Raw genomic sequence first — 21,981 nt, forward strand, 5'->3', positions numbered from 1 at the left:
CCACGTGGGGCGTCGCCACGCGGCTGCGAGGGGCGGCCGCCGCGGCCACCACCACCACTGCGGCCACCTCGGCCGGCGCCGCCGCCCAGGCCGCCGTTGAGCACCATGCGGCCCAGCACGATGGGCTCGGCCTTGGCATTGGGATCAGGCTCGAAACCGGGCACCACCTCGCGCGGGACCTCGCGCTTGATCAGCTTCTCGATGTCGCGCAGGAAGCCGTTCTCGTCCACGCAGACCAGGCTCACGGCTTCGCCCTTGGCGCCGGCGCGCCCGGTGCGGCCAATGCGGTGCACATAGTCCTCGGGGACGTTGGGCAGCTCATAGTTGACGACGTGGGGCAGCTGGTCGATGTCGATACCGCGGGCCGCGATGTCGGTCGCCACCAGCACCTGCAGCGTGCCGGCCTTGAACTCGGACAGCGCCTTGGTGCGCGCGCCCTGGCTCTTGTTGCCATGGATGGCCATGGCCGAGATGCCTTCCTTGTTCAGGTACTCGGCGAGGCGGTTGGCGCCATGCTTCATGCGGGTGAAGACCAGGACCTGGTGCCAGTCGCCCTGGCGGATCAGGTGGGCCAGCAGCTCCTTCTTCTTGTCGCGATCGACCGGATGGATCTTCTGGGCGATGGACTCGTTGGTCTGGTTGCGGCGGGCAACCTCGATCAGGGCGGGCTGGTTCAGCAGACGATCGGCCAGCGCCTTGATGTCGTCGCTGAAGGTGGCCGAGAAGAGCAGGCTCTGCTTCTTCTGCGGCAGCAGGGCCAGCACCTTCTTGATGTCATGGATGAAGCCCATGTCCAGCATGCGGTCGGCTTCATCCAGCACCAGGATCTGCACGTGGGACAGGTCCAGCGTGCCCTGCTGGGCGTGATCCAGCAGGCGGCCGGGGGTGGCCACGAGGATGTCCACGCCTTTGCGCAGGCGGTCGATCTGCGGCTGCATGCCCACGCCGCCGAACATCACCATGGACGTCAGGGGCAGGTACTTGCCGTACAGGCGCACGCTTTCCTCGACCTGGGCCGCCAGCTCTCGCGTGGGCGTCAGGACCAGGGCACGGATGACGATGCGACCACGGGCATCCCGGACGGGCTTCTGGGCCGCAAGACGGTGCAGCAAGGGCAGGGTGAAGCCTGCGGTCTTGCCGGTGCCGGTCTGCGCCCCTGCCATCAGGTCGCCGCCCTTCAGAACGGCCGGGATGGCTTGGCTCTGGATGGGGGTGGGGGTGGAGTAGCCGGCGTCGGCAATGGCCTTCAGGAGGGGCTCGGCCAGGCCCAGGGAATCAAAACTCATTGACTGCTGTATTCGCACGCCAGCCGCTCTATGCCTGGCCGCGCCGCATTGTGTGCGACGCCAGTCTTCGGGCCGGGCTGGGCGGGTGCTTGAGCTCAAAAAAAATGACGCCACGGCAAGACTGTGAGCCGTAGCGTCGGAGGCCATTATAGGTCGCGACCCGGCCAGCAGGGGCCGATATTGCCAAGAAGGGCGCGTGACGGATTCGACCGGCTCCGGCTGCATGGAGGCGCGACGGTGCCGCGACGGGCGGAGCTGGGCCGGAAGCTGCGACAATAGCGGTTTGGTCCGGGCGAGCCGCGGGCCGGGCGAGGCGTACCGCGAGTGCGCCCGAGCCCGAGCCGCCGCGGGTCGCCGCGGATCGCCTGGAGGGGGCCCGCGCCGATTCGCCGGCCCCCACCCTGCTGCCGCGGCAGCTTGCCTCCGGGCGTTGCCGCAGCGGCCCGAATTCCGCATCTTCCACCTGCACTCAACCCTGAGTAAGCCATGGCCCAATATGTTTTCTCGATGAACCGTGTCAACAAGACGGTTCCCCCCAAGCGTCACATCCTGAAGGACATCTCCCTGTCCTTCTTCCCCGGCGCCAAGATCGGCGTGCTGGGTCTGAACGGCTCGGGCAAGTCCACGCTGCTGAAGATCATGGCCGGCGTCGATAAGGAAATCGAGGGCGAAGCCGTCCCCATGCCCGGCATCAAGATCGGCTATCTGGAGCAGGAGCCCAAGCTGAACCCGGATCAGACCGTGCGTGAGGCGGTCGAGGAAGGCATCGGCGGCGTGCTGGCCGCCAAGAAGCGCCTGGACGAGGTCTATGCCGCCTATGCAGAGCCGGACGCCGACTTCGACGCCCTGGCCGCCGAGCAGGGCGAGCTGGAGGCCATCATCGCCGCCGCTGGTTCCGAGAACACCGATCTGCAGCTGGAGCTGGCCGCCGACGCCCTGAACCTGCCGCCCTGGGACGCCAATATCGGCGTGCTGTCCGGTGGTGAGAAGCGCCGCGTGGCCCTGTGCCGCCTGCTGCTGTCCAAGCCCGACATGCTGCTGCTGGACGAACCCACCAACCACTTGGACGCCGAAAGCGTCGAATGGCTGGAGTTGTTCCTGCAGCGCTTCCCCGGCACCGTGGTGGCCATCACCCATGATCGCTACTTCCTGGACAACGCCGCCGAGTGGATCCTTGAACTGGACCGCGGCCACGGCATTCCCTGGAAGGGCAACTACTCCGACTGGCTGGACCAGAAGGAACGCCGCCTGGAGCAGGAGCAGAAGTCGGAAGACGCCCGCGCCAAGGCCATGAAGGAAGAACTGAAGTGGGTGCGCTCCAATGCCAAGGGCCGCCAGGCCAAGAGCAAGGCCCGCCTGGCCCGCTTCGAGGAGCTGAGCGACGTCGAATACCAGAAGCGCAACGAGACCAACGAGATCTTCATCCCCGTGGCCGAGCGCCTGGGCAATGAAGTGATCGAGTTCGAGAACGTCACCAAGAGCTTCGGCGACCGCGTGCTCATCGACAACCTCAGCTTCAAGGTCCCGCCCGGCGCCATCGTCGGCATCATCGGTCCCAACGGCGCCGGCAAGTCCACGCTGTTCCGCATGATCCAGGGCGTGGAGCAGCCGGATTCGGGCACGGTCAAGATCGGCAAGACCGCCAAGCTGGCCTTCGTCGATCAGAGCCGCCAGAGCCTGGACGCCAACAAGACCGTCTGGGAGGACGTCTCCGGCGGCCTGGACAACATCGTGGTGGGCAAGTTCGTGATGCCCAGCCGCGCCTACATCGGCCGCTTCAACTTCAAGGGCAATGACCAGCAGAAGATGGTCGGCCAGCTCTCCGGTGGTGAGCGCGGCCGCCTGCACCTGGCCAAGACCCTGGCCCAGGGCGGCAACGTGCTGATGCTTGACGAACCCTCCAACGACCTGGACGTCGAAACCCTGCGCGCCCTGGAAGAGGCCCTGCTGGAGTTCGGCGGCTCGGCCATGGTGATCTCGCACGATCGCTGGTTCCTGGATCGCATCTGCACCCACATCCTGGCCTGCGAGGGCGACTCGCAATGGTTCTTCTTCGACGGCAACTTCCACGAGTACGAGGCCGACAAGAAGAAGCGCCTGGGCGAGGAAGGAGCCCGCCCGAAGCGCGTGCGCTTCAAACCCATCCGCTGATCTTGGTCCGGGCGGGTTCTGCCCGGCCTGCCATGCACAGAAGAGGTCCCGCTGCGGACCTCTTTTCGTTTCCGGCCACCGGCGGTCCGACATACCGGCCCGCGCTTTCTTTACGCTTCTTCACGCCCTTGGCATGGGGGGCTTACCGGCCCTACAGACACTGGAGTCACCAACCCCAGCACGGAGTATCTGTATGCGAAGCCTCAAGTTGAAGCACCTTATCCCCGCCGCCGCCATGGCCCTTGCCCTGGTCACCGGCGCAGCCCAGGCCCAGCACCATCCCGGCATGGGCGGCCAGGGCATGGGGCCCCTGATGGGCGGCCGTGTCGAGCACATGCTGGACCTGGTGGACGCCACCGACGCCCAGCGGACCCAGATCAAGACCATCATGGACGCCGCCCGCAGCGAGCTCAAGACCCAGCACGAGACCCTGCGCAGCCTGCATGAGCAAGGCCTGACCCTGTTCGCCGCCACCAATGTGGACGCCGCCGCCATCGAGGCCCTGCGCCAGAAGGGCAGCGCGGTGCATGAGCAGGTTTCCAAACGCATGAGCCAGGCCATGATCGACGTCGCCCGCGTGCTGACGCCCGAGCAGCGCACCAAACTGGCCGCCAAGCTCAAGCAGCGTCAGGCCCGCATGGCCGAGCACATGAAGTCGCGCGGCGGCCAGTGATCCCGGACCGGCGAGGACTGCGCTTATGCTTCAGGCTTACACCTCTCCCCCGAACCAGGGCGACCGGATCTCGAGCCGCGCCCGTTGCGCCAGCCATCTGCCTGCCATGAATTCCAGACTGCTGCTGATCGACGACGATGCCCGCCTCACCGACATGGTGGGCGACTACCTCCAGGCGGCCGGCTTCGAGATCGATGTGGCACCCAACCTGGCCACGGCACGGCAGAAGCTGGAGCAGGGGGTCTATGACCTCGCCGTGCTGGACATCATGCTGCCCGACGGCGACGGCCTGGACTTCTGCCGCGAGCTGCGCCGCGACGCCCGCCTGAAGCGCCTGCCGGTGCTGATGCTGTCGGCGCGGGGCGAACCCATGGACCGCATCCTGGGCCTGGAGCTGGGGGCGGACGACTACCTGCCCAAGCCCTTCGAGCCCCGCGAGCTGCAGGCCCGCGTCAAGGCCCTGCTGCGCCGGGCCGAGCCCGACATGCAGGGCGTGGAGGTGCTGCGCTTTGGCCGCCTGGAGGTCGACCTCGCGGCCCGCATGGCCCGCCTGGACGGCAAGCCCTGCGACCTCACCAGCCACCAGTTCGACCTGCTGGTCGTGCTGGCCCAGAGCCCGGGGCGCGTGCTCTCGCGGGACCAGATCATGGATTCGCTGAAGGGCCATCCGCTGGAAGCCTTCGACCGCTCCATCGACGTGCACATCTCGCGCATCCGCGCCGTGATCGAGGACGATCCCAAGACACCTCGCCGCGTGTTGACGGTGCGCGGGGCCGGCTACGTGTTCGCGCGCAAGCAGGACGCCGAAGGCCACGCGTGAAGTCGCTCTACTGGCGAATCTATCTCACCGTCATCGTGGTGCTGGCGGCTTTCGCCCTGGGGGCCGGCTGGCTGTTCCAGCGCCAGATCGAACAGGAACGCGGCAACGCCGAGGTGGCCGCCGGCGAACGCTGGCAGGCCATGGCCGTGCTGCTGCAGCGCGCCCTGCCTCCGGCAGACGCGCCGCGCGAGCTGCAGGCCCGTGCCATCGAGGAATGGGGCCAGCGCCTGCGCATGGCCCTCGCGCTGCAAGATGCGCAGGGCAAGCGCATCGGTGCCTCCGAGCTCTTCGAGCGCCGCGAGGATGTGCCGGGCCAGCGCCAGGTCGAGATCACCCTGGACGACGGTCGGCACATTGCCTTCATCCGCCTGGCACGGCCGCCGGGCCTGCGGCCGGAGACCGGCGAGGGGCGGCGGGATTTGAGGCCGGATTCACGGCCGGACCCGCGCCCGGATGCCCGCCGCAACGCCGGCGAGAACCCCGAGCGCCCGCCCTCGGCCGCCCTATTGCGTCGCGAGGACGCCCCTTGGGGCGGTCCGGTGCTGCTGGGGCCGCGCCTGCTGCATGGCCAGGGTCTGCTGATCGTGCTGGTGTTGCTCTTCGTGGGCATCGCGGCCGGCGCCTTTCCCGTGGTGAGGCGGTTGACCCGCCGCCTGGAGGCGCTCAAGGCCGGGGTGCAGACCTTTGGCGACGGGCAGCTGAGCCATCGCGTCGATGCCAGCGGCAATGACGAGGTCGCGGCTGTGGCCCGCAGCTTCAACGAGGCGGCTGGGCGCGTCGAGACCCTGCTTCGCTCGCACCAGAACCTGCTGGCCAATGCGAGCCATGAGCTGCGCTCGCCCCTGGCGCGCCTGAAGATGGCCTTCGCCATGTTCGAGGATGCCGGCGAGGCTCAGCGTCGAAAGCTCAAGCAGGAGATCCAGACCAATATCGCCGAGCTGGATGCCCTGGTCGAGGAGGTACTGCTCGCCAGCCGCCTGGACAGCGGCAGCCAGCAGATACAGCAGGAGGCTGTCGATGTGCTGGCCGTGGCGGCCGAGGAATGCGCGCGCAGCGGCGCCGAGCTGCTGAGCGATGAGCAGGACTCATGCCTGCGGCTGCTGGGCGAGGAGCGACTGATCCGCCGCGCCCTGCGCAACCTCCTCGAGAACGCCCGTCGCTACGGCGGCGGCAGCGTCGAGCTGGCCATGAAGCGCAGCGGCAGCCTGCTGGAGCTGCGGGTGGCCGATCGCGGCCCGGGCGTGCCGCAAGAGCTGCGCGAGCGCATCTTCGAGCCCTTCTACCGCCTGCCCGGCCATGCCGAGCAGGCCGGCGGCGTGGGCCTGGGCCTCAGCCTGGTCAAGCAGATCGCACAGCGCCACGGCGGCTCGGTGCGCTGCGAGGCCCGCGAGGGTGGCGGCAGCGTCTTCGTGCTGAGCCTGCCGCTCAAGACCTGACCCCGCCCTGCGTGACCCGGCCGGGTAACGCCCCGCGCAAGACCTGACCCCACTGGTCACGCCAGGGTGCTGGCGCTCTCGCTGGACTCCTGGCGTTCGTGGCCATGCACCCAGGCCATCAGGGCGACCAGTCCAGCGGAGCACAGCAGCAGACCCAGGCTGGCGGCCAGCCAGAAGCCGCTGGCACCCCGGCAGAAGTCCGGCAGCCAGTCAGGCGGCGCGAAGGCCAGCCAGTAGCCTCCGCCCAGCCCCAGTCCCCAGATCGCCACGGCATAGACCAGCATGGGCGCCAGGGCCACGTGGTGGGCCCGCAGCACCGAGGCCGCGATGGCCTGGCAGGCGTCGCCCACGTGGAAGAGCCAGACCCACAGCAGCAAGGGCAGGGCGGCGGCAAGGATCAGCGGGTCGGGCGTGTACAGCGACAGCACCTGCCGTCGCAGCAGGAAGATCAGCCCCCCCATCAGTAGCGAGAAGGTCAGGGCGATCTCCAGGCCGTGCCAGCCCAGGCGGCGCGCATCGGCGAAGTCGCGCGCACCGATGCGCTGGCCCACCAGGGCGCCCGTGGCATTGCCCAGGGCCATGGGCAGCATGAACATCATGGCCACGAGATTGGCCGCCAGCTGATGCCCTGCCACCGAGGTGGCGCCCAGGCGCGAGATGAAGAGCGCCATGAAGGTGAAGCCCGTCACCTCAATGAGGATGGACGCGCCCATGGGCAGGCCCAGTCTCAGCAGCCGGCCAATGAGGGCCGGGCGCGGCGAATGCAGGCCGCCCCGCTGCAGGCCGAAGGGCGCGTAATGCGGGTCATGCCGCAGCACCCACAGGCCCAGCAGCAGCTGGGACCACACCACCAGGGCCGTGGCCAGCGCGCCGCCCGGTGCGCCCATGGGCGCCAGGCCCACCGCGGGCAGGCCGTGGATCAGACTCGCGCTCAGCGGCAGCTTCAGTGCCAGGCCGCCCACCTGCAGGGCCATCACAGCCTTGGGGCGTGACACCGCGGTGTTGAAGCCGCGGTAGGCTGTGAAGAGCAGGGCTGCCGGAAGCGCCAGGCCGAGGAAATGCAGGTGGCGCCGCACGATGGCCTCGACGGCGGGCTCGGGTCGGGCCAGGGCCAGCAGGGGGGCGGGGAAGAGCAGGATCAGCTCGCCGATGAGCGTCAAGGCCAGCGCCAGCCAGGCCGCCTGGTGCAGGCAGTCGCCCACGCCCTCGTGGTCCTGCGCGCCGAAGCGCTGGGCCGCCACGGGCGATACGGCCAGGATCACGCCCATGAGGCCCACGAACACGCTCGTGTACATGGCGTTGCCCACGGCCAGGGCGGCCAGGTCCAGGGCGGCGTAGCGGGCCACCAGCAGGGTGTCGATGGTGGAGTAGGCCAGCACCGCCAGCTGGCCGATGAAGACCGGCCAGGCCAGGGGCAGGATGCGGCTGAGGCTGCCGTATCGACGCCGGCCCAGGGCCGCCTTCACGGCGTCTCGCCCCCGCCGTCCTTGCGCTCCAGGGCGCGCTCCGCATAGCGGTTGAAGCGCCAGGCTGTGCCTTCCAGGCTGATGCGCCGCCAGGTGACGCGCTTTTCGGCGGGTGTCATCACCGGCCAGTTCTGAACCTCGTCGAACGTGCGGCCGCAGCCCTTGCAAAGCTCGTCGCCCTGGCTGGTGGAGCAGATGGCGATGCAGGGTGCGTCCGGCGTGCTGTTGTACCAGCGCAGCCAGGCCTCGCGGGCAGCGGGCGGCATGGTGTCCTCGTCGCACTCGCTGTCGCGGTGGTAGACGAGCAGGGCATAGACCTCGGCCAGGGCCTGGACGGGCGGACAGGCGCTGAGCCCGTCGCCGGGCTCGCGCTGGCGCCACCAGTTGATGGCGGCCTCGATGTCGGTGATGTGGATGCCGGCCATAGACTGCAGCGGGCGTTTTTCTTCAGTGGGCACTCAGTAGGCCAGGCCCATGGCCTGCCGCACTTCCTTGAGCGTCTTGCGAGCCACGGCGCGGGCCCGCTCGGTGCCGACCTCCACGATCCAGTGCACCTGCTTGGGATTGGCCAGGTAGTCGTCGGCCCGCTCGCGCCAGGGGGCTTGCTCCTTCTGGATGGCCTCGATGACGGGCTGTTTGCAGTCCAGGCAGCCGATGCCGGCGCTGCGGCAGCCCTGCTCGACCCAGGCGCGGGTGTCGCTGTCGGAGTAGAGCTTGTGGAACTCCCAGACCGGGCAGCGCGTGGGCTCGCCAGGGTCGCCGCGGCGCACGCGCTGAGGGTCGGTGGGCATCTTGCGGATCTTGTCCTCCACCACCTCGGGCGCTTCGCGCATGGCGATGGCATTGCCGTAGCTCTTGCTCATCTTCTGGCCGTCCAGGCCGGTTAGGCGCGAGGTCTCGGTCAGCAGGGCTTGGGGCTCGGGCAGGATGGGCGCGTCGGCGCAGTAAAGGTGGTTGAAGCGACGCGCCACCTCGCGAGTGACTTCCACGTGCGCGGCCTGGTCCTCGCCCACGGGCACGAAGGCGGCTTTGTAGATGAGGATGTCGGCCGCCTGCAGCAGTGGGTAGCCCAGGAAGCCGTAGGTGGCCAACTCCCGATTCTTCTCTACCTGGTCCTTGTAGCTGGGCATGCGTTCCAGCCAGCTGTGCGGCGTGCTCATGGCCAGCAGGGTGAAGAGCTCGGCGTGCTCGGGCATGCGGCTCTGGATGAAGAGCGTGCACTGCTCGGGGTCCAGGCCGGCGGCCAGCCAGTCCACCACCATGTCGTAGACATTGCGCTCGACGACGGACTTGTCCTGGTAGTGCGTGGTCAGGGCATGCCAGTCGGCGACGAAGAAGAAGCAGTCGTAGGCCTGCTGCAAGCGCACCCAGTTCTTGAGCGCGCCGTGGTAGTGGCCCAGGTGCAGGGCGCCGGTGGGGCGCATGCCGGAGAGCACGCGCTGGCGGGGCAGGGTGGGGGTGTCGCTCATGGAGGTGGTCGGCCTGTTGAGGTGCACCGCGGCAAGGCGGGCGCCGGAAGGAAGCCCGCGATTGTAGGGAGTCGGGCCCGGCCATGACGGTCGTCAACCCGGGCCCTGGCTACACTTGCGCCCCATGAAGAACATCGTGATCCTGATCAGCGGCCGTGGCTCCAACATGGAGGCCATTGTCAAGGCCTGCGCCGCAGAGGGCTGGCCGGCCCGCATTGCCGCCGTGATCAGCAACCGCCCGGACGCTGCGGGCCTGCAGTTCGCCGCCTCGCAGGGGGTGGCCACGGCCGTGGTGGACCACAAGGCCTATCCGGATCGCGAGTCCTTCGACGCCGAGCTGGCCCGCGTCATCGACGGCTTCTCGCCGGACCTGGTGGTGCTGGCTGGCTTCATGCGCATCCTCACCCCTGGCTTCACGCGGCACTATGAAGGGCGCATGCTCAACGTTCACCCTTCGCTGCTGCCGGCCTTTCCGGGCCTGCACACGCACGAGCGCGCCATCGAGGCGGGCTGCCGCTTCGCCGGGGCGACGGTGCACTTCGTGACCGCCGAGCTGGACCACGGCCCCATGGTCGCCCAGGCCGTGGTGCCTGTGCTGGATGGCGATGATGCCGGTGCCCTGGCCGCGCGTGTGCTCAAGCTGGAGCATCGCATGTACCCTGCCGCCGTGCGCTGGTTCGTCAGCGGCCAGATCGCCGTGCAGGGCTCGCGCGTGCGGCAGCTGGCCGGCGAGAGTCAGTCCTTCAGCTGAGGACGTCCCCCGCCTCAACCCAGCAGGCTGGCCAGCAGGTTGATGGACAGAGCCAGCACGCCCGTGTTGAACACGAAGGACAGCAGGGCCTGGATGGTCACCAGGCGGCGCATGGGGCGCGAGCTGATCACTACGTCCGAGGTCTGCGAGGTTGCGGCCAGGGTGATGGAGAAGTACAGGAAGTCCCAGTAGTCCAGGTCCTTGTTCTCGCCCGGGAACTCCAGGCCGTGCGGCGCCGTGCCGCCGCGGTGGTAGAGCTGCGAATAGGCCAGCGAGAACTCGATGGGCAGCAGCAACCAGGTGCCGGCCACCGTGGACAGCGCCAGCAGCAGATAGGGCCAGCCCGCCACCACATTGCTCCCATGGCGCACCTGGCTCATTTCCGTGACCAGTGCGGCCAGGATGGCCAGGGCGCCGGCCACGGCCAGCATCAGCATCACCGGCACGCCGTCGCCCATGCCCAGGGCCCGGTGCTTCAGCTGGCGGGCATCCGCCCGGCCCATCATCACCAGCACCAGCAGCACATAGGTCCAGACACCGACGTTCCAGCCCAGCAGCAGGCGGGTGACCAGGGGCAGGGGCGTGGGCCACAGCACGGCCAGCATCGCACCCAGCCCCAGGCCGATCAGGACGCGCGGGCGCCAGGGGACCCTCGGGCGGTGGCTGCTCATTCGCCGATCAGCGTGAAGCGGGGCTTCATCTGGCCATCGACTTCCAGGTGCTCGAAGAACATGGCATGGGGGCGCACCCACAGGCCGGTGTTGTTGTACAGCGGGCGGTACAGCACCAGGACTTCCTCGGTCTCGCTGTGGCGCACGGCGCCCAGGACCTCGTAATCCTGGCCCTTGTAATGGCGGTAACGGCCCGGGGGTGTGGGGGGCAGGGGAGCGGGGGCGGGCTTGGTGCTCATGGCAGGATCCTGTGGAGGCGGCGCCCAGGGGCGCGGCGGCGGTCTTCGGGCCTGGGATAATCCGGCGATGCATCCTAATGCCCTTCTCGACCTCTGCACCGAACTGCTGCGTTCGGTCCTCAAGTTCGACGCGCCTGCCGATGGCGTCGTCTCTGCCTTCTTTCGCAAGAACAAGGCCCTGGGTCAGCGCGAGCGCCATGCCCTGGCCGAAACCACCTATGCCGTGCTGCGCCAGAAACCCTTGCTGCAGAGCCTGGCCCAGTCGGGCGCCGGTCCGCTGGAGCGCCGCCTGGCCATCCTGGCCTGGGCGGGCGGCGATGCGGGCCTCAAGGGCGTGCTGAAGCCGCAGGAGCAGGAATGGCTCCAGCAGGTTCGGCAGGTCGATGTTGCAAGCCTGGCGCCCAAGCTGCGCCACAACATGCCGGAGTGGCTGGCCGAGCCCCTGCTGGCCCGCTTGGGCGAGACTGAGTTCTGGGCCCTGGCGGCCGCGATGAACGAGGGAGCCGCTCTGGACCTGCGCGTCAACACCCTCAAAGCCAAGCGCGAGGACGTCCAGGCTCAGCTGAAGGCGGCCGGCATCGCGGCCGAGCCCATGCCCTATTCGCCCTGGGGCCTGCGTGTGCAGGGCAAGCCCGCCCTGAACAAGCTGGAGGCCTTCACCAGTGGCACTCTGGAGGTGCAGGACGAGGGCAGTCAGCTGCTGGCCCTGGCTCTGGACGCCAAGCGCAGCGAGATGGTGGTGGACTTCTGTGCCGGCGCTGGCGGCAAGACGCTCGCCCTGGGCGCTGCCATGCGCAACACGGGCCGTCTCTATGCCTTCGATGTTTCCGGCCACCGGCTGGAGTCGCTAAAGCCGCGTCTGGCGCGCAGCGGCCTGTCCAATGTCTACCCCGCCCAGATCGCCCATGAGCGCGACGATCGCATCAAGCGCCTGGCCGGCAAGATCGACCGCGTGCTGGTGGACGCGCCCTGCTCGGGCCTGGGCACCCTGCGCCGCAACCCGGACCTGAAGTGGCGCCAGTCGCCCCAGGCGGTGGTGGAGCTGCAGGCCAAGCAGAAGGCCATCCTGGACAGCGCGGCCCGCCTGCTCAAGCCGGGCGGTCGCCTGGTCTACGCCACCTGCAGCCTGTTGGACGCCGAGAACGAAGTCATCGCCCAGGCTTTCAGCGAGTCCCACCCGGATTTCCAGCCGCTGGATGCCGCGACCGTGCTGGAGAAGGCCCATGTGTCCCAGGCCGCCAGTCTGTGCGAGCAGGGCTTCATCCGCCTGTGGCCGCATCGCCATCAAGTGGACGGCTTCTTCGCCGCCATCTGGGAACGCAAGGCCTGAGCGGCCTGTGGGGTCCTTGCGCGGCGCTCAAAAGCGCCAATAAGGCGCGCCGCTGTCTGAGCACTAGATTTAGATCAAGAGGCGATTTAGGGCGCCTCACCTACAATCGAGGCGCTTTTTGACATCTCCATGACGCTTCTCAAAGGGGCAGAGGTCGGACTGAATGAATGAATTGATTTTCGTGCGCGACGTGCTCGTCAACTGGCTGAGCGACGGCCTGACGGGTGCCAGCCTGTGGCAGATCGTGCTCTACACGCTGGTGGTGACCCACATCACCATCGCTGCCGTGACCATCTTCCTGCACCGCGCACAGGCGCACCGCGCCCTGGACCTGGGGCCAATCCCCTCGCATTTCTTCCGCTTCTGGCTCTGGCTGACCACGGGCATGGTCACCAAGGAATGGGTGGCCATCCACCGCAAGCACCATGCCAAGTGCGAGACCGAGGACGACCCGCACAGCCCTGTCACCCGCGGCATCGATACCGTGCTGCTGCGCGGTTCCGAGCTCTACCGCGCCGAGGCCAAGAACCAGGAGACGCTGGAGAAGTACAGCCACGGCGTGCCTGATGACTGGATCGAGCGCAAGCTGTACAGCCGCTACAGCTGGCAGGGCGTGGCCCTGATGATGATCATCAACCTGGCCCTGTTCGGCGCCCTGGGCGCCACCGTCTGGGCCATCCAGATGGTGTGGATCCCAATTTGGGCCGCCGGCGTGATCAACGGCCTGGGCCACTATTGGGGCTATCGCAATTTCGAGGCCCAGGACGCCTCGACCAATATCTCGCCCTGGGGCCTGATCATTGGCGGCGAAGAGCTGCACAACAACCACCACACCTACCCGACCTCGGCCAAGTTCTCGGTCAAGCCCTTCGAGTTCGACATCGGCTGGGGCTATATCCGCGCCATGGAGATCATCGGCTGGGCCAAGGTCCGCAAGACCGCGCCGCAGCTGAAACTGGGCGAACTCAAGGCCGAAGCCGACAAGGCCACGCTGGAAGCCATCATCGCCAACCGCTACGAGATCATGGCCAGCTACGGCCGCAACCTGAAGGCTGCCTGCGCCATCGAGCTGGCCCGCCTGAAGGCCCAGGGCGAGCAGCACAGCGCCAAGTGGCAACAGTTCAAGCAGGCCAAACGCTGGCTGCACCGCGATGCCGACCGCATCCCGCAGGCCTTCCACGGCGATATCGAAGGCGCCCGCGCCGCGTCGCCCGCCCTGGACAAGCTGCTGACCATGCGCGAGGAGCTGCGCCAGCTCTGGACCCGGACCAATGTCTCGGCCGAGCAACTGGTGCGCGACCTGCAGGTTTGGTGCAAGAAGGCCGAGGAGAGCGGTATCGCGGAGTTGCGCAGCTTCTCCATCAACTTGCGCGCCGCTCGCGCCTGAGTGTTTCTGGAGCTTGCGCCGGGGTTGCCCGGCGTGAAGCCCAGGTAAAGAGCGCCCCTTGGAGGGCGCTTTTTTCATGGTCAGTCCATATACTGGTTTTCACTGAGTCGTCATCGCGAAGCCGTGACGAGCGTTGATTGCGAGGCGCCTGCCCACCGAGTCCGGATCCGGGTGTGGATGCCTCCGTCGCAAACCATGAAAAGGAGAAGACCATGAAGCAATGGAAGATCGGCCTGATGGCCCTGGTCGCGGGAGTGGGCATGGCAGGCTTTGCGCAGGCTGCCGAGCTGGACATGCACTTCCAGCCCCTGGACAAGTACCGTGACCTGGGTCGAAGCGCCATCGAGCGCGAGGACATTCAGAAGGCCCTGAGTGCTCATTTCGAGCGTCTCGCTGCCGAGCGTCTGCCGGCCGGGCAGACGCTCCGGATCGATCTCCTGGAGATCAACCGGGCGGGTGAGATGGACTTTCGCCGCCGGCTGCCGGACGAGATCCGCGTGCTGCGCGAGGTCACCTGGCCGCAGATGGAATTCAGCTATGTCCTGCTGGAGGGCGGCAAGGAGCTCAAGAGCGGCAAGGCCAGCCTCTCCGACATGAACTACCTCCACGGCAGCAGCGCCCGCTACAACGACGGGGACCCGCTGCGCTACGAGAAGCCCATGATAGACAAGTGGTTCGACACCGAATTCGGCCGCAAGGCGCGCTGAGTCCGAGTGCCTGTCGGGCGCACATGAAAAAACCCGCCAGCTTGCGCATGGCGGGTTTTTCTTTGGCTGCAAGCCGGGGCTGAATTACTTCAGCTTGATTTCCTTGTACAGGACGTGCTTGCGGGCCTTGGGGTCGAACTTCATGAATTCCAGCTTTTCGGGCGTGGTCTTCTTGTTCTTGTTCGTGGTGTAGAAATGACCGGTGCCGGCAGTGGATTCCAGCTTGATCTTTTCGCGTCCGCCTTTGGATGCCATGTTGTTGCTCCTTGGTGCTTAGTGGATCAGATCAGAGCTCGCCCTTGGCGCGCAGATCAGCGACGACTTGCTCGATACCGACCTTGTCGATCAGACGCAGAGCGGCATTGCTCACGCGCAGACGCACCCAGCGGTTTTCGGTTTCCAGCCAGAAACGGCGGTACTGCAGGTTGGGCAGGAAACGACGCTTGGTTTTGTTGTTGGCGTGGGAAACATTGTTGCCCACCATGGGCTTCTTGCCCGTGACTTGACAGACGCGTGCCATGACGCTTCTCCGGTTCGATTTTCTTACCAGACACAAGAACCGATTCACTCGATCCCAGATGTCCCATTGACCGCTCTATGCCTGCTAAACCTGCAAGCTCCACACAAGGTGAATGCTTTCAGGGGCGATCCATCCGACAGGCAAGCCAAAGAGTATAGCCGAAAAAGGGACAGCCGCCCAGCGGCGGCCGTTTCGAGCTGAAAGGGCCCGCAGGCGGGCCTTGCGCTCAGCCTTGCGCCTGCTCCAGGTAGCGCTGGGCATCCAGAGCGGCCATGCAGCCGGTGCCGGCGCTGGTGATGGCCTGGCGATAGACGTGGTCCTGCACATCGCCGGCCGCGAAGACGCCCGGCACGCTGGTCATGGTGGCAAACCCGTTCAGGCCGCTGCGGGTGATGAGGTAGCCGTCCTTCATCTCCAACTGGCCCTTGAAGATGTCTGTATTGGGTTGGTGGCCGATGGCGATGAAGCAGCCGTGCAGGGGGATGTCCTTGGTCGCGCCGTTCTCGTGCTTCACGCGCACGCCGGTGACGCCGCTCTGGTCGCCCAGCACCTCGTCCAGAGTGTGGAAGACATGCAGCTCGATCTTGCCAGCTGCCACCTTCTCCATCAGCTTATCGACCAGGATGGGCTCGGCGCGGAACTTGTCGCGGCGGTGGATCAGGTGCACCTTGCTGGCGATGTTGGAGAGGTACAGGGCCTCCTCGACGGCGGTGTTGCCGCCGCCGACCACGCACACGTCCTGGCCGCGATAGAAGAAGCCATCGCAGGTGGCGCAGGCGCTGACGCCGCGGCCCGAGAAAGCCTCCTCGGAGGGCAGGCCCAGGTACTTGGCGGAGGCACCGGTGGCGATGATCAGGGCATCGCAGGTGTAGCTGCCGCTGTCACCCTTCAGCACGAAAGGGCGCTGGGAGAAGTCCACCGTGTTGATGTGATCGAACACGATCTCGGTCTGGAAACGTTCGGCATGCTGCTGGAAGCGTTGCATCAGTTCCGGTCCCTGCACGCCCATGACGTCGGCCGGCCAGTTATCGACCTCGGTGGTCGTCATCAGCTGGCCGCCCTGGGCCATGCCGGTGATCAGCAGGGGCTTGAGGTTGGCACGGGCGGCATAGATGGCGGCCGTGAAACCGGCGGGGCCGGAGCCCAGAATCAGCAACTGGGTATGGCGGGTGTTTTGAGTCATGGCTTCTCAGCTGGGGTTGCAGTCAGGACACACAAGGGGACAAGGTTCTACGATTCATGCCAAACCCTATGGAGGCGCGTGACTTAATTGGCACAATGCAGCCATTCTAGGGAAGTCAAGCGGCGCCAGCCTGACGCCACCCCAATGACCACAGCTTAGGAGCTCATTCATGGCCATGCTGTCCAATCTGGACCTGATCCGTCGCGTGCCCTTGTTTTCGTTGCTGACGACTGACCAGGCGCAGTCGATCGCGGACAGCGTGATCAAGCGGCGCTTCAAGCGCGGCGAGGTGGTGGTCGAGCAAGGTACCAAGTCCAACGCGCTGTTCATTCTGCTGAATGGCCGGGCCCGTGTGTTGACGGCCGACAACCGTGGCCGTGAAGTCATCCTCGCAGTCCTGCAGAACGGCGACTACGTCGGCGAGATGAGCCTGATCGATGGGGAGCCGCATTCGGCCACCGTTCGGGCCGAGGTCCAGACCGACATGCTGGTGCTGGGTCGCAACGAGTTCGCCCGCTGCCTGCCGGAGAGCAGCAGCCTGTCCTACGGCATCCTGCGCGGCCTGGTGGCCCGGCTGCGCAACGCGGACCGCCAGATCGAGTCCCTGGCCCTGCTGGACGTTTACGGTCGCGTGGCCCGCACCCTGCTGGACATGTCCGAGGAGGACAAGGGCATCAAGATCATCCGCGGCAAGGTCTCGCGCCAGGACATGGCCAAGGTTGTTGGCGCCTCCCGCGAGATGGTCAGCCGCGTGATGAAGGACCTGGAGGACCGCGGCGTCATCGAGACGCTGGAGAACGGCTCCGTGGTCATCAAGGAACGCCTGCACGACTGATCCTGTTGCGAATCCTGTTGCAGGTGCAGCCCCCCTCACGCCCGGCCTTCTGCATTTCCTGGGCCACAATCGCGGGATGAGTTTTCCCCTGGGTTCCCTGACGGGTGTGGAGGACGCCGCCCCGGCCGACAAGGTCTACAAGCGCCAACAGTCCAAGAAGGCCAGGCCGGTGCCGGCACCGGCCTCGACTTCGCTGCGCACGCCGCTGTGGCTGATCCTGGGCGGCCTGGTCTGGTGCCTGGTGCTGCTGGCCCTGCTGACGCACGACCGCGGCGACGCCGCCTTCTCCATCGCAGGCAGCCGGGAGCACGTGAGCAACCGCGTGGGCACGCTGGGCGCCTGGGTCTCCGACCTCCTGCTCTTCGGCTTCGGCTATTCCGCCTGGTGGCTGATGCTGGTGGCCTTGCGCCGCTGGCTGGGCGGCCTGGCTGAAGTGCTGCGCACGGAGCCCGTCATCGACGACACCCCCGCCTGGCAGCGTCGCGGCCTCTGGCTGCTGGGCCTGGCCCTGCTGATGTGCGCCAGCTGCGCGCTCGAATGGACCCGCCTCTATGGCTGGGAGGCGCGCCTGCCCGGCGCCCATGCGGGTGGCGTGCTTGGCTATGCGCTGGGCCCCTGGAGCATGAAGCTGCTGGGCTTCGCGGGCTCGGGCCTGGTCTGGATCGTGGCCCTGCTGGCCGGCAGTTCGCTGGCCCTGCAGTTCTCGTGGATGCGCCTGGCCGAGCTGATCGGCACCCGCGTGGATGAATTCCGCCAGCGCAATGTCGATCGCCGCGAGGTGGCCGAGGACAAGCGCGTGGGCAAAAAGGCCAAGCGCGAGCGCGAGCAGGTGGCCGAGGTCGAACGCCAGGTGGTCGAGGAGCATGTGCCCATCGTGATCGAGGCTCCCGTGGTCGAGGTGCCGCAGTCCACCCGCGTGGCCAAGGAGCGCCAGACCACGCTGTTCAGCGAGCTGGCCGACACCAAGCTGCCCCAGGTCGATCTGCTGGACGCTGCGCCGCCGCGCGTCGAAACGGTCACGCCTGAGTCGCTGGAGATGACCAGCCGCATGATCGAGAAGAAGCTGCGCGACTTCGGCGTCGAGGTGCGCGTGGTGGCGGCCTCGCCCGGCCCGGTGATCACGCGCTACGAGATCGAGCCGGCCACGGGCGTGAAGGGCTCGCAGATCGTCAACCTCGCCAAGGACCTGGCCCGCTCGCTGAGCCTGGTCTCCATCCGCGTGGTCGAGACCATCCCAGGCAAGAACTACATGGCCCTGGAGCTGCCCAATGCACGGCGCCAGACCATCCGCCTGTCCGAGATCCTGGGTTCGCAGATCTATGCCGACGCGCCCTCGCAGCTGACCATGGGCCTGGGCAAGGACATCGTTGGCGCCCCCGTGGTGGCCGACCTCGCCAAGATGCCGCACTGCCTGGTGGCCGGCACTACGGGCTCAGGCAAGTCGGTGGGGATCAACGCCATGATCCTGTCGCTGCTCTACAAGGCCGAGGCCCGGGACGTGCGCCTGATCCTCATCGACCCCAAGATGCTGGAAATGAGCGTCTACGAGGGCATCCCGCACCTGCTGGCGCCCGTCGTGACGGACATGAAGCAGGCCGGCAACGCGCTGAACTGGTGCGTGGGCGAGATGGAGCGGCGCTACAAGTTCATGTCCAAGCTGGGCGTGCGCAACCTGGCCGGCTACAACAAGAAGATCGACGAGGCCAAGGAGCGCGGCGAGAAGATCGATAACCCCTTCAGCCTCACGCCCGAGCAGCCGGAGCCGCTGGAGCGCCTGCCCTTCATCGTCGTCGTGATCGACGAGCTGGCCGACCTGATGATGGTGGTGGGCAAGCAGATCGAGGAGCTGATCGCCCGTCTGGCGCAGAAGGCCCGCGCCGCCGGCATCCACCTGATCCTGGCCACGCAGCGCCCATCGGTGGACGTGATCACCGGCCTGATCAAGGCCAACATCCCGACCCGCCTGTCCTTCCAGGTCTCCAGCAAGATCGACAGCCGCACCATCCTTGACCAGATGGGCGCCGAGGCTCTGCTGGGCATGGGTGACATGCTCTACATGGCCTCGGGCACCGGTCTGCCCACCCGCGTGCATGGCGCCTTTGTGAGCGACGACGAGGTGCACCGCGTGGTCGAGTACCTCAAGGCACAGGGCGGCGAGCCCAACTACATCGAGGGCATCCTCGAGGGCGGCGTGCTGGAGAGCGACGGCGGCAGCGATGGCGGCGGCGCCGGGGGTGGCGATGCCGAGTCCGACCCGATGTATGACCAGGCCGTGGCCGTGGTGCTGCAGCACAAGCGCGCCTCCATCTCTCTGGTCCAGCGCCATCTGCGCATCGGCTACAACCGGGCGGCCCGCCTGCTGGAGCAGATGGAGAAGTCCGGCCTGGTCGGCTCCATGGCCACCAATGGCAGCCGCGAACTGATCGTGCCCAAGCGAGACGAATGAACTTCCTGAATTTCAAGCCCTCCCGCCGTTTGCTGTGCGCAGCGGCCCTCCTGCTGGGGTCAGGTCTTGCCCAGGCCGACGCCGTGCAGTCCCTGAAGGACTTCGTCCGCGAGGTGAAGAGCGGCCGCGCCGGCTTCAGCCAGACCGTCACCGCGCCGGACGGCAAGCGCAAGAAGACCTCCAGCGGCACTTTTGAGTTCCAACGCCCGAGCCTCTTCCGCTTTCAGTATCAGAAGCCTTTCGAGCAACTGATCGTGGGCGACGGCCAAAAGGTCTGGACCTTCGATCCCGACCTCAACCAGGCCAGCTCCCGCCGCATCGGCCAGGCCCTGTCTGGAACGCCCGCGGCGCTGCTGGCGGGGGGCAACGTCGAGAAGGATTTCGAGCTCAAGGCTCAGCCCAGCGAGGCTGGCGTGGACTGGGTGCTGGCCGTGCCGCGCCAGGCGGACGGCAACATCCAGCAGCTGCGCATCGGCTTCAAGGGCCGCGAGCTGGTCGCGCTGGAGGTGCTGGACGCCTTCGGCCAGCGCTCGCTGATGCAGCTGAGCCAGCTGCAGACCAATGTGCCCATCGGCGCCGAGCGCTTCCGCTTCGAGGTTCCCAAGGGCGTGGACCTGCTGGAGCAATGAGGGCAGGGCGCTGGCGGCACCATGTCTGAGAACGCTTCCCTGTTCGGCGACGAGCCGACGCCCGAGACCCCGAAGTCCTCGCGCCACGCGGCCTCGTCTGGCAAGGCCTACCAGCCCCTGCCGGAACGCCTGCGGCCGCGCCATCTGGACGAAGTCATCGGCCAGCGCCAACTGCTGGGCGAGGGCATGCCGCTGCGCGTGGCCTTCGAGACGGGGCGCCTGCACTCCATGATTCTGTGGGGCCCGCCGGGCGTGGGCAAGACCACGCTGGCGCGCTTGCTGGCCCAGGCCTTCGACGCACAGTTCATCAGCATTTCCGCGGTGCTGGGCGGCGTGAAGGAGATCCGCGAGGCCGTCGAGCGCGCGCAGGTCGCGGCGGCCCAGGGGCGGCGCACCATCGTCTTCGTGGACGAGGTGCATCGCTTCAACAAGTCCCAGCAGGATGCCTTCCTGCCGCATGTGGAGTCCGGCCTTTTCACCTTCATTGGGGCCACGACGGAGAACCCCTCCTTCGAGGTCAACTCCGCCCTGCTGTCTCGCGCCAGCGTGCATGTGCTCAAGTCCCTGGACGAGGAGGACCTGCTGGCCCTGATCCGGCGTGGTGAGGCGGCCCTGGGCTGCCCGCCCTTCAGCGAGGCCGCAGCCAAGCGGCTCGTCGCCTACGCCGACGGCGATGCGCGGCGCCTGCTCAACGCCGTGGAGACCGCCGCGCAGCTGGCGCCACCGGGTCTGGTCAGCATCGACGAAACTCAGCTCGAGCGCGCTCTGGGCGAGCAGTTGCGGCGCTACGACAAGGGCGGCGAGCAGTTCTACGACGTCATCTCGGCCCTGCATAAATCGGTGCGGGGCTCGGACCCGGATGCGGCGCTGTACTGGTTCTGCCGCATGCTGGACGGCGGGGTCGATGCCCGCTATATCGCCCGCCGGCTGATCCGCATGGCCAGCGAGGACATCGGGCTGGCCGACCCGCGAGCGCTGCGGACGTGCCTGGATGCGGCAGAGACCTACGAACGCCTGGGCTCGCCCGAGGGAGAACTCACGCTGGCCCAGGCCGTGGTCTATCTCGCCATTGCGCCCAAGTCCAATGCGGTGTACACCGCCTACAAAGCCGCGCGGGCCCTGGTCAAGCAGGATGCCAGCCGGCCGGTGCCGCTGCATCTGCGCAATGCGCCGACCCGCTTGATGAAGGACCTGGGCTATGGGCATGAGTACCGATATGCACACGACTTCCCCGGGGCCTTCGTCCCGGGCGAGCGTTACCTGCCCGAGGGCCTGGAAGACCAGCGCTTCTACGAGCCCGTGCCTCGCGGCCTGGAGATCCGCATCGGCGACCGCCTGGCCGAATTGCGCCGCCTCAATGCCGAGGCCGACGACGCCGAAGCCTGAGGCGCGGTCCTCTCTTTTGGTCCTGGCGCCAGCGGGTTATCCCCAGCGGGTTGCTTCTGTGGCGCACTCCTAAAATCCGCGCCCATATGCTGAGTCCCTCCGGCACCCCAGCCCGCTGCTTCGAAGGTCGCGGGCTTTTTTCTTGGGGCCTTGGGGACTCGGGCCCGCTCATCCCTGATCCGGTCGCCGTCTCCTCAGCACGGCAAGGAAGTGGAGTTTTTTGATGGAAACATTCATCCAGCAGATCATCAACGGCCTGGTGCTCGGGAGCATGTATGCGCTCGTGGCCCTGGGCTACACCATGGTGTACGGCATCATCAACCTGATCAACTTCGCGCATGGCGAGATCCTCATGGTCGGGGCGCTGGTGAGCTGGACCCTGGCCACAGCCCTGGCTGATTCCGGTCTGCCGGGCTGGGCGCTGATGGGCATCGGCCTGCTGTGCGCCATTGTGGTCTGCTCGGTGCTCAACTTCACCATCGAGAAAATCGCGTACCGCCCGCTGCGCAACGCGCCGCGCCTGGCACCGCTGATCACGGCGATGGGCATGTCGCTGCTGCTGCAGACGCTGGCGATGATTGTGTGGAAGCCCAATC

The 21,981-nt window shown here is 67.1% G+C and carries 22 protein-coding genes; 13 read left to right on the plus strand and 9 right to left on the minus strand.

Annotated elements, in window-relative coordinates; genetic code table 11:
• Nucleotides 1-1,286: DEAD/DEAH box helicase (locus H5407_RS21995; RefSeq protein WP_183106645.1), on the minus strand; the 1,286-nt coding region annotated here is incomplete at its 3' end.
• Nucleotides 1,287-1,772: 486 nt separating this feature from the next.
• On the opposite strand from H5407_RS21995, the gene ettA reads away from it, so the two are divergent.
• From ettA to H5407_RS22015, 4 genes are all read left to right on the plus strand, one after another.
• Nucleotides 1,773-3,437: an energy-dependent translational throttle protein EttA gene (gene ettA / locus H5407_RS22000; RefSeq protein ID WP_183106646.1), complete on the plus strand. Its 1,665-nt coding sequence runs from the start codon at nt 1,773-1,775 to the stop codon at nt 3,435-3,437.
• 193 nt (nt 3,438-3,630) lie between these two features.
• Complete coding sequence (locus H5407_RS22005; RefSeq protein ID WP_183106647.1) at nt 3,631-4,110, plus strand: Spy/CpxP family protein refolding chaperone; 480 nt, start codon at nt 3,631-3,633, stop codon at nt 4,108-4,110.
• A 106-nt stretch (nt 4,111-4,216) separates the two neighbouring features.
• Nucleotides 4,217-4,930, plus strand: a complete 714-nt coding sequence (locus tag H5407_RS22010) for a response regulator (protein ID WP_183106648.1) — start codon at nt 4,217-4,219, stop codon at nt 4,928-4,930.
• A complete protein-coding gene (locus H5407_RS22015; protein ID WP_183106649.1) occupies nt 4,927-6,366 on the plus strand; it encodes an ATP-binding protein in 1,440 nt (479 codons plus the stop codon). The genes H5407_RS22010 and H5407_RS22015 overlap by 4 nt, the downstream gene beginning before the upstream one ends.
• A gap of 56 nt (nt 6,367-6,422) precedes the next feature.
• On the opposite strand, the gene H5407_RS22020 is transcribed toward H5407_RS22015, so the two are convergent.
• Genes H5407_RS22020 through trpS form a run of 3 tightly spaced genes read right to left on the minus strand, consistent with a single transcriptional unit; the run spans nt 6,423 to nt 9,283 of the window.
• Nucleotides 6,423-7,832: an MATE family efflux transporter gene (locus tag H5407_RS22020; RefSeq protein ID WP_310737690.1), complete on the minus strand. Its 1,410-nt coding sequence runs from the start codon at nt 7,830-7,832 to the stop codon at nt 6,423-6,425.
• Nucleotides 7,829-8,257, minus strand: coding sequence for a DUF3717 domain-containing protein (locus tag H5407_RS22025; protein ID WP_183106664.1), 429 nt, complete (start codon nt 8,255-8,257; stop codon nt 7,829-7,831). Before H5407_RS22025 ends, H5407_RS22020 begins: the two co-directional genes overlap by 4 nt.
• Before the next feature lie 33 nt (nt 8,258-8,290).
• Complete coding sequence (gene trpS, locus H5407_RS22030) at nt 8,291-9,283, minus strand: tryptophan--tRNA ligase (RefSeq protein WP_220800747.1); 993 nt, start codon at nt 9,281-9,283, stop codon at nt 8,291-8,293.
• A gap of 142 nt (nt 9,284-9,425) precedes the next feature.
• Between trpS and purN the strand changes: the two genes are divergently transcribed.
• The gene (gene purN / locus H5407_RS22035; RefSeq protein WP_183106651.1) at nt 9,426-10,052 is read left to right on the plus strand and encodes a phosphoribosylglycinamide formyltransferase; all 627 of its coding nucleotides are present in this window, start codon (nt 9,426-9,428) and stop codon (nt 10,050-10,052) included.
• 14 nt (nt 10,053-10,066) lie between these two features.
• On the opposite strand, the gene H5407_RS22040 is transcribed toward purN, so the two are convergent.
• Nucleotides 10,067-10,723 (minus strand): DUF1345 domain-containing protein, encoded by a 657-nt coding sequence (locus H5407_RS22040; RefSeq protein WP_183106652.1) that lies wholly within the window; start codon nt 10,721-10,723, stop codon nt 10,067-10,069.
• Nucleotides 10,720-10,962 carry a DUF1653 domain-containing protein gene (locus tag H5407_RS22045; protein WP_183106653.1) on the minus strand — a complete coding sequence of 81 codons (243 nt, stop codon included), beginning with the start codon at nt 10,960-10,962 and terminating at the stop codon, nt 10,720-10,722. The genes H5407_RS22040 and H5407_RS22045 overlap by 4 nt, the downstream gene beginning before the upstream one ends.
• Nucleotides 10,963-11,029: 67 nt before the next feature.
• Here H5407_RS22045 and H5407_RS22050 point away from each other — a divergent pair, with 67 nt between their 5' ends.
• The 3 genes from H5407_RS22050 to H5407_RS22060 all read left to right on the plus strand — a co-directional run bounded on the left by H5407_RS22050 (nt 11,030) and on the right by H5407_RS22060 (nt 14,386).
• Entirely contained in the window at nt 11,030-12,292 is a 1,263-nt protein-coding gene (locus H5407_RS22050) for an RsmB/NOP family class I SAM-dependent RNA methyltransferase (RefSeq protein WP_183106654.1), read from the plus strand.
• Nucleotides 12,293-12,455: 163 nt separating this feature from the next.
• The gene (locus H5407_RS22055) at nt 12,456-13,679 is read left to right on the plus strand and encodes a fatty acid desaturase (RefSeq protein WP_183106655.1); all 1,224 of its coding nucleotides are present in this window, start codon (nt 12,456-12,458) and stop codon (nt 13,677-13,679) included.
• Between the two features lie 212 nt (nt 13,680-13,891).
• A complete protein-coding gene (locus H5407_RS22060) occupies nt 13,892-14,386 on the plus strand; it encodes a DUF3016 domain-containing protein (RefSeq protein ID WP_183106656.1) in 495 nt (164 codons plus the stop codon).
• An 84-nt stretch (nt 14,387-14,470) separates the two neighbouring features.
• Here the strand turns inward: H5407_RS22060 and rpmG are convergent, their stop codons facing one another.
• From rpmG to trxB, 3 genes are all read right to left on the minus strand, one after another.
• Nucleotides 14,471-14,641, minus strand: a complete 171-nt coding sequence (gene rpmG, locus H5407_RS22065; RefSeq protein WP_025564431.1) for a 50S ribosomal protein L33 — start codon at nt 14,639-14,641, stop codon at nt 14,471-14,473.
• 31 nt (nt 14,642-14,672) lie between these two features.
• Nucleotides 14,673-14,906, minus strand: coding sequence for a 50S ribosomal protein L28 (gene rpmB, locus H5407_RS22070; protein ID WP_183106657.1), 234 nt, complete (start codon nt 14,904-14,906; stop codon nt 14,673-14,675).
• 226 nt (nt 14,907-15,132) lie between these two features.
• A complete protein-coding gene (trxB, locus tag H5407_RS22075; RefSeq protein ID WP_183106658.1) occupies nt 15,133-16,089 on the minus strand; it encodes a thioredoxin-disulfide reductase in 957 nt (318 codons plus the stop codon).
• Between the two features lie 169 nt (nt 16,090-16,258).
• Between trxB and H5407_RS22080 the strand changes: the two genes are divergently transcribed.
• From H5407_RS22080 to H5407_RS22100, 5 genes are all read left to right on the plus strand, one after another.
• Nucleotides 16,259-16,924 carry a Crp/Fnr family transcriptional regulator gene (locus tag H5407_RS22080; RefSeq protein WP_183106659.1) on the plus strand — a complete coding sequence of 222 codons (666 nt, stop codon included), beginning with the start codon at nt 16,259-16,261 and terminating at the stop codon, nt 16,922-16,924.
• 76 nt (nt 16,925-17,000) lie between these two features.
• Nucleotides 17,001-19,370, plus strand: a complete 2,370-nt coding sequence (locus H5407_RS22085; protein WP_183106660.1) for a DNA translocase FtsK — start codon at nt 17,001-17,003, stop codon at nt 19,368-19,370.
• Nucleotides 19,367-19,999 carry an outer membrane lipoprotein chaperone LolA gene (lolA, locus tag H5407_RS22090; protein ID WP_183106661.1) on the plus strand — a complete coding sequence of 211 codons (633 nt, stop codon included), beginning with the start codon at nt 19,367-19,369 and terminating at the stop codon, nt 19,997-19,999. Before H5407_RS22085 ends, lolA begins: the two co-directional genes overlap by 4 nt.
• A 21-nt stretch (nt 20,000-20,020) precedes the next feature.
• Nucleotides 20,021-21,385 (plus strand): replication-associated recombination protein A, encoded by a 1,365-nt coding sequence (locus H5407_RS22095; RefSeq protein ID WP_183106662.1) that lies wholly within the window; start codon nt 20,021-20,023, stop codon nt 21,383-21,385.
• Between the two features lie 223 nt (nt 21,386-21,608).
• A partial coding sequence (locus H5407_RS22100; protein ID WP_404935652.1) for a branched-chain amino acid ABC transporter permease occupies nt 21,609-21,981 on the plus strand: 373 nt, incomplete at its 3' end.

It is taken from the genome of Mitsuaria sp. WAJ17 (genome assembly GCF_014174515.1).
Lineage (GTDB): Bacteria > Pseudomonadota > Gammaproteobacteria > Burkholderiales > Burkholderiaceae_C > Roseateles_B.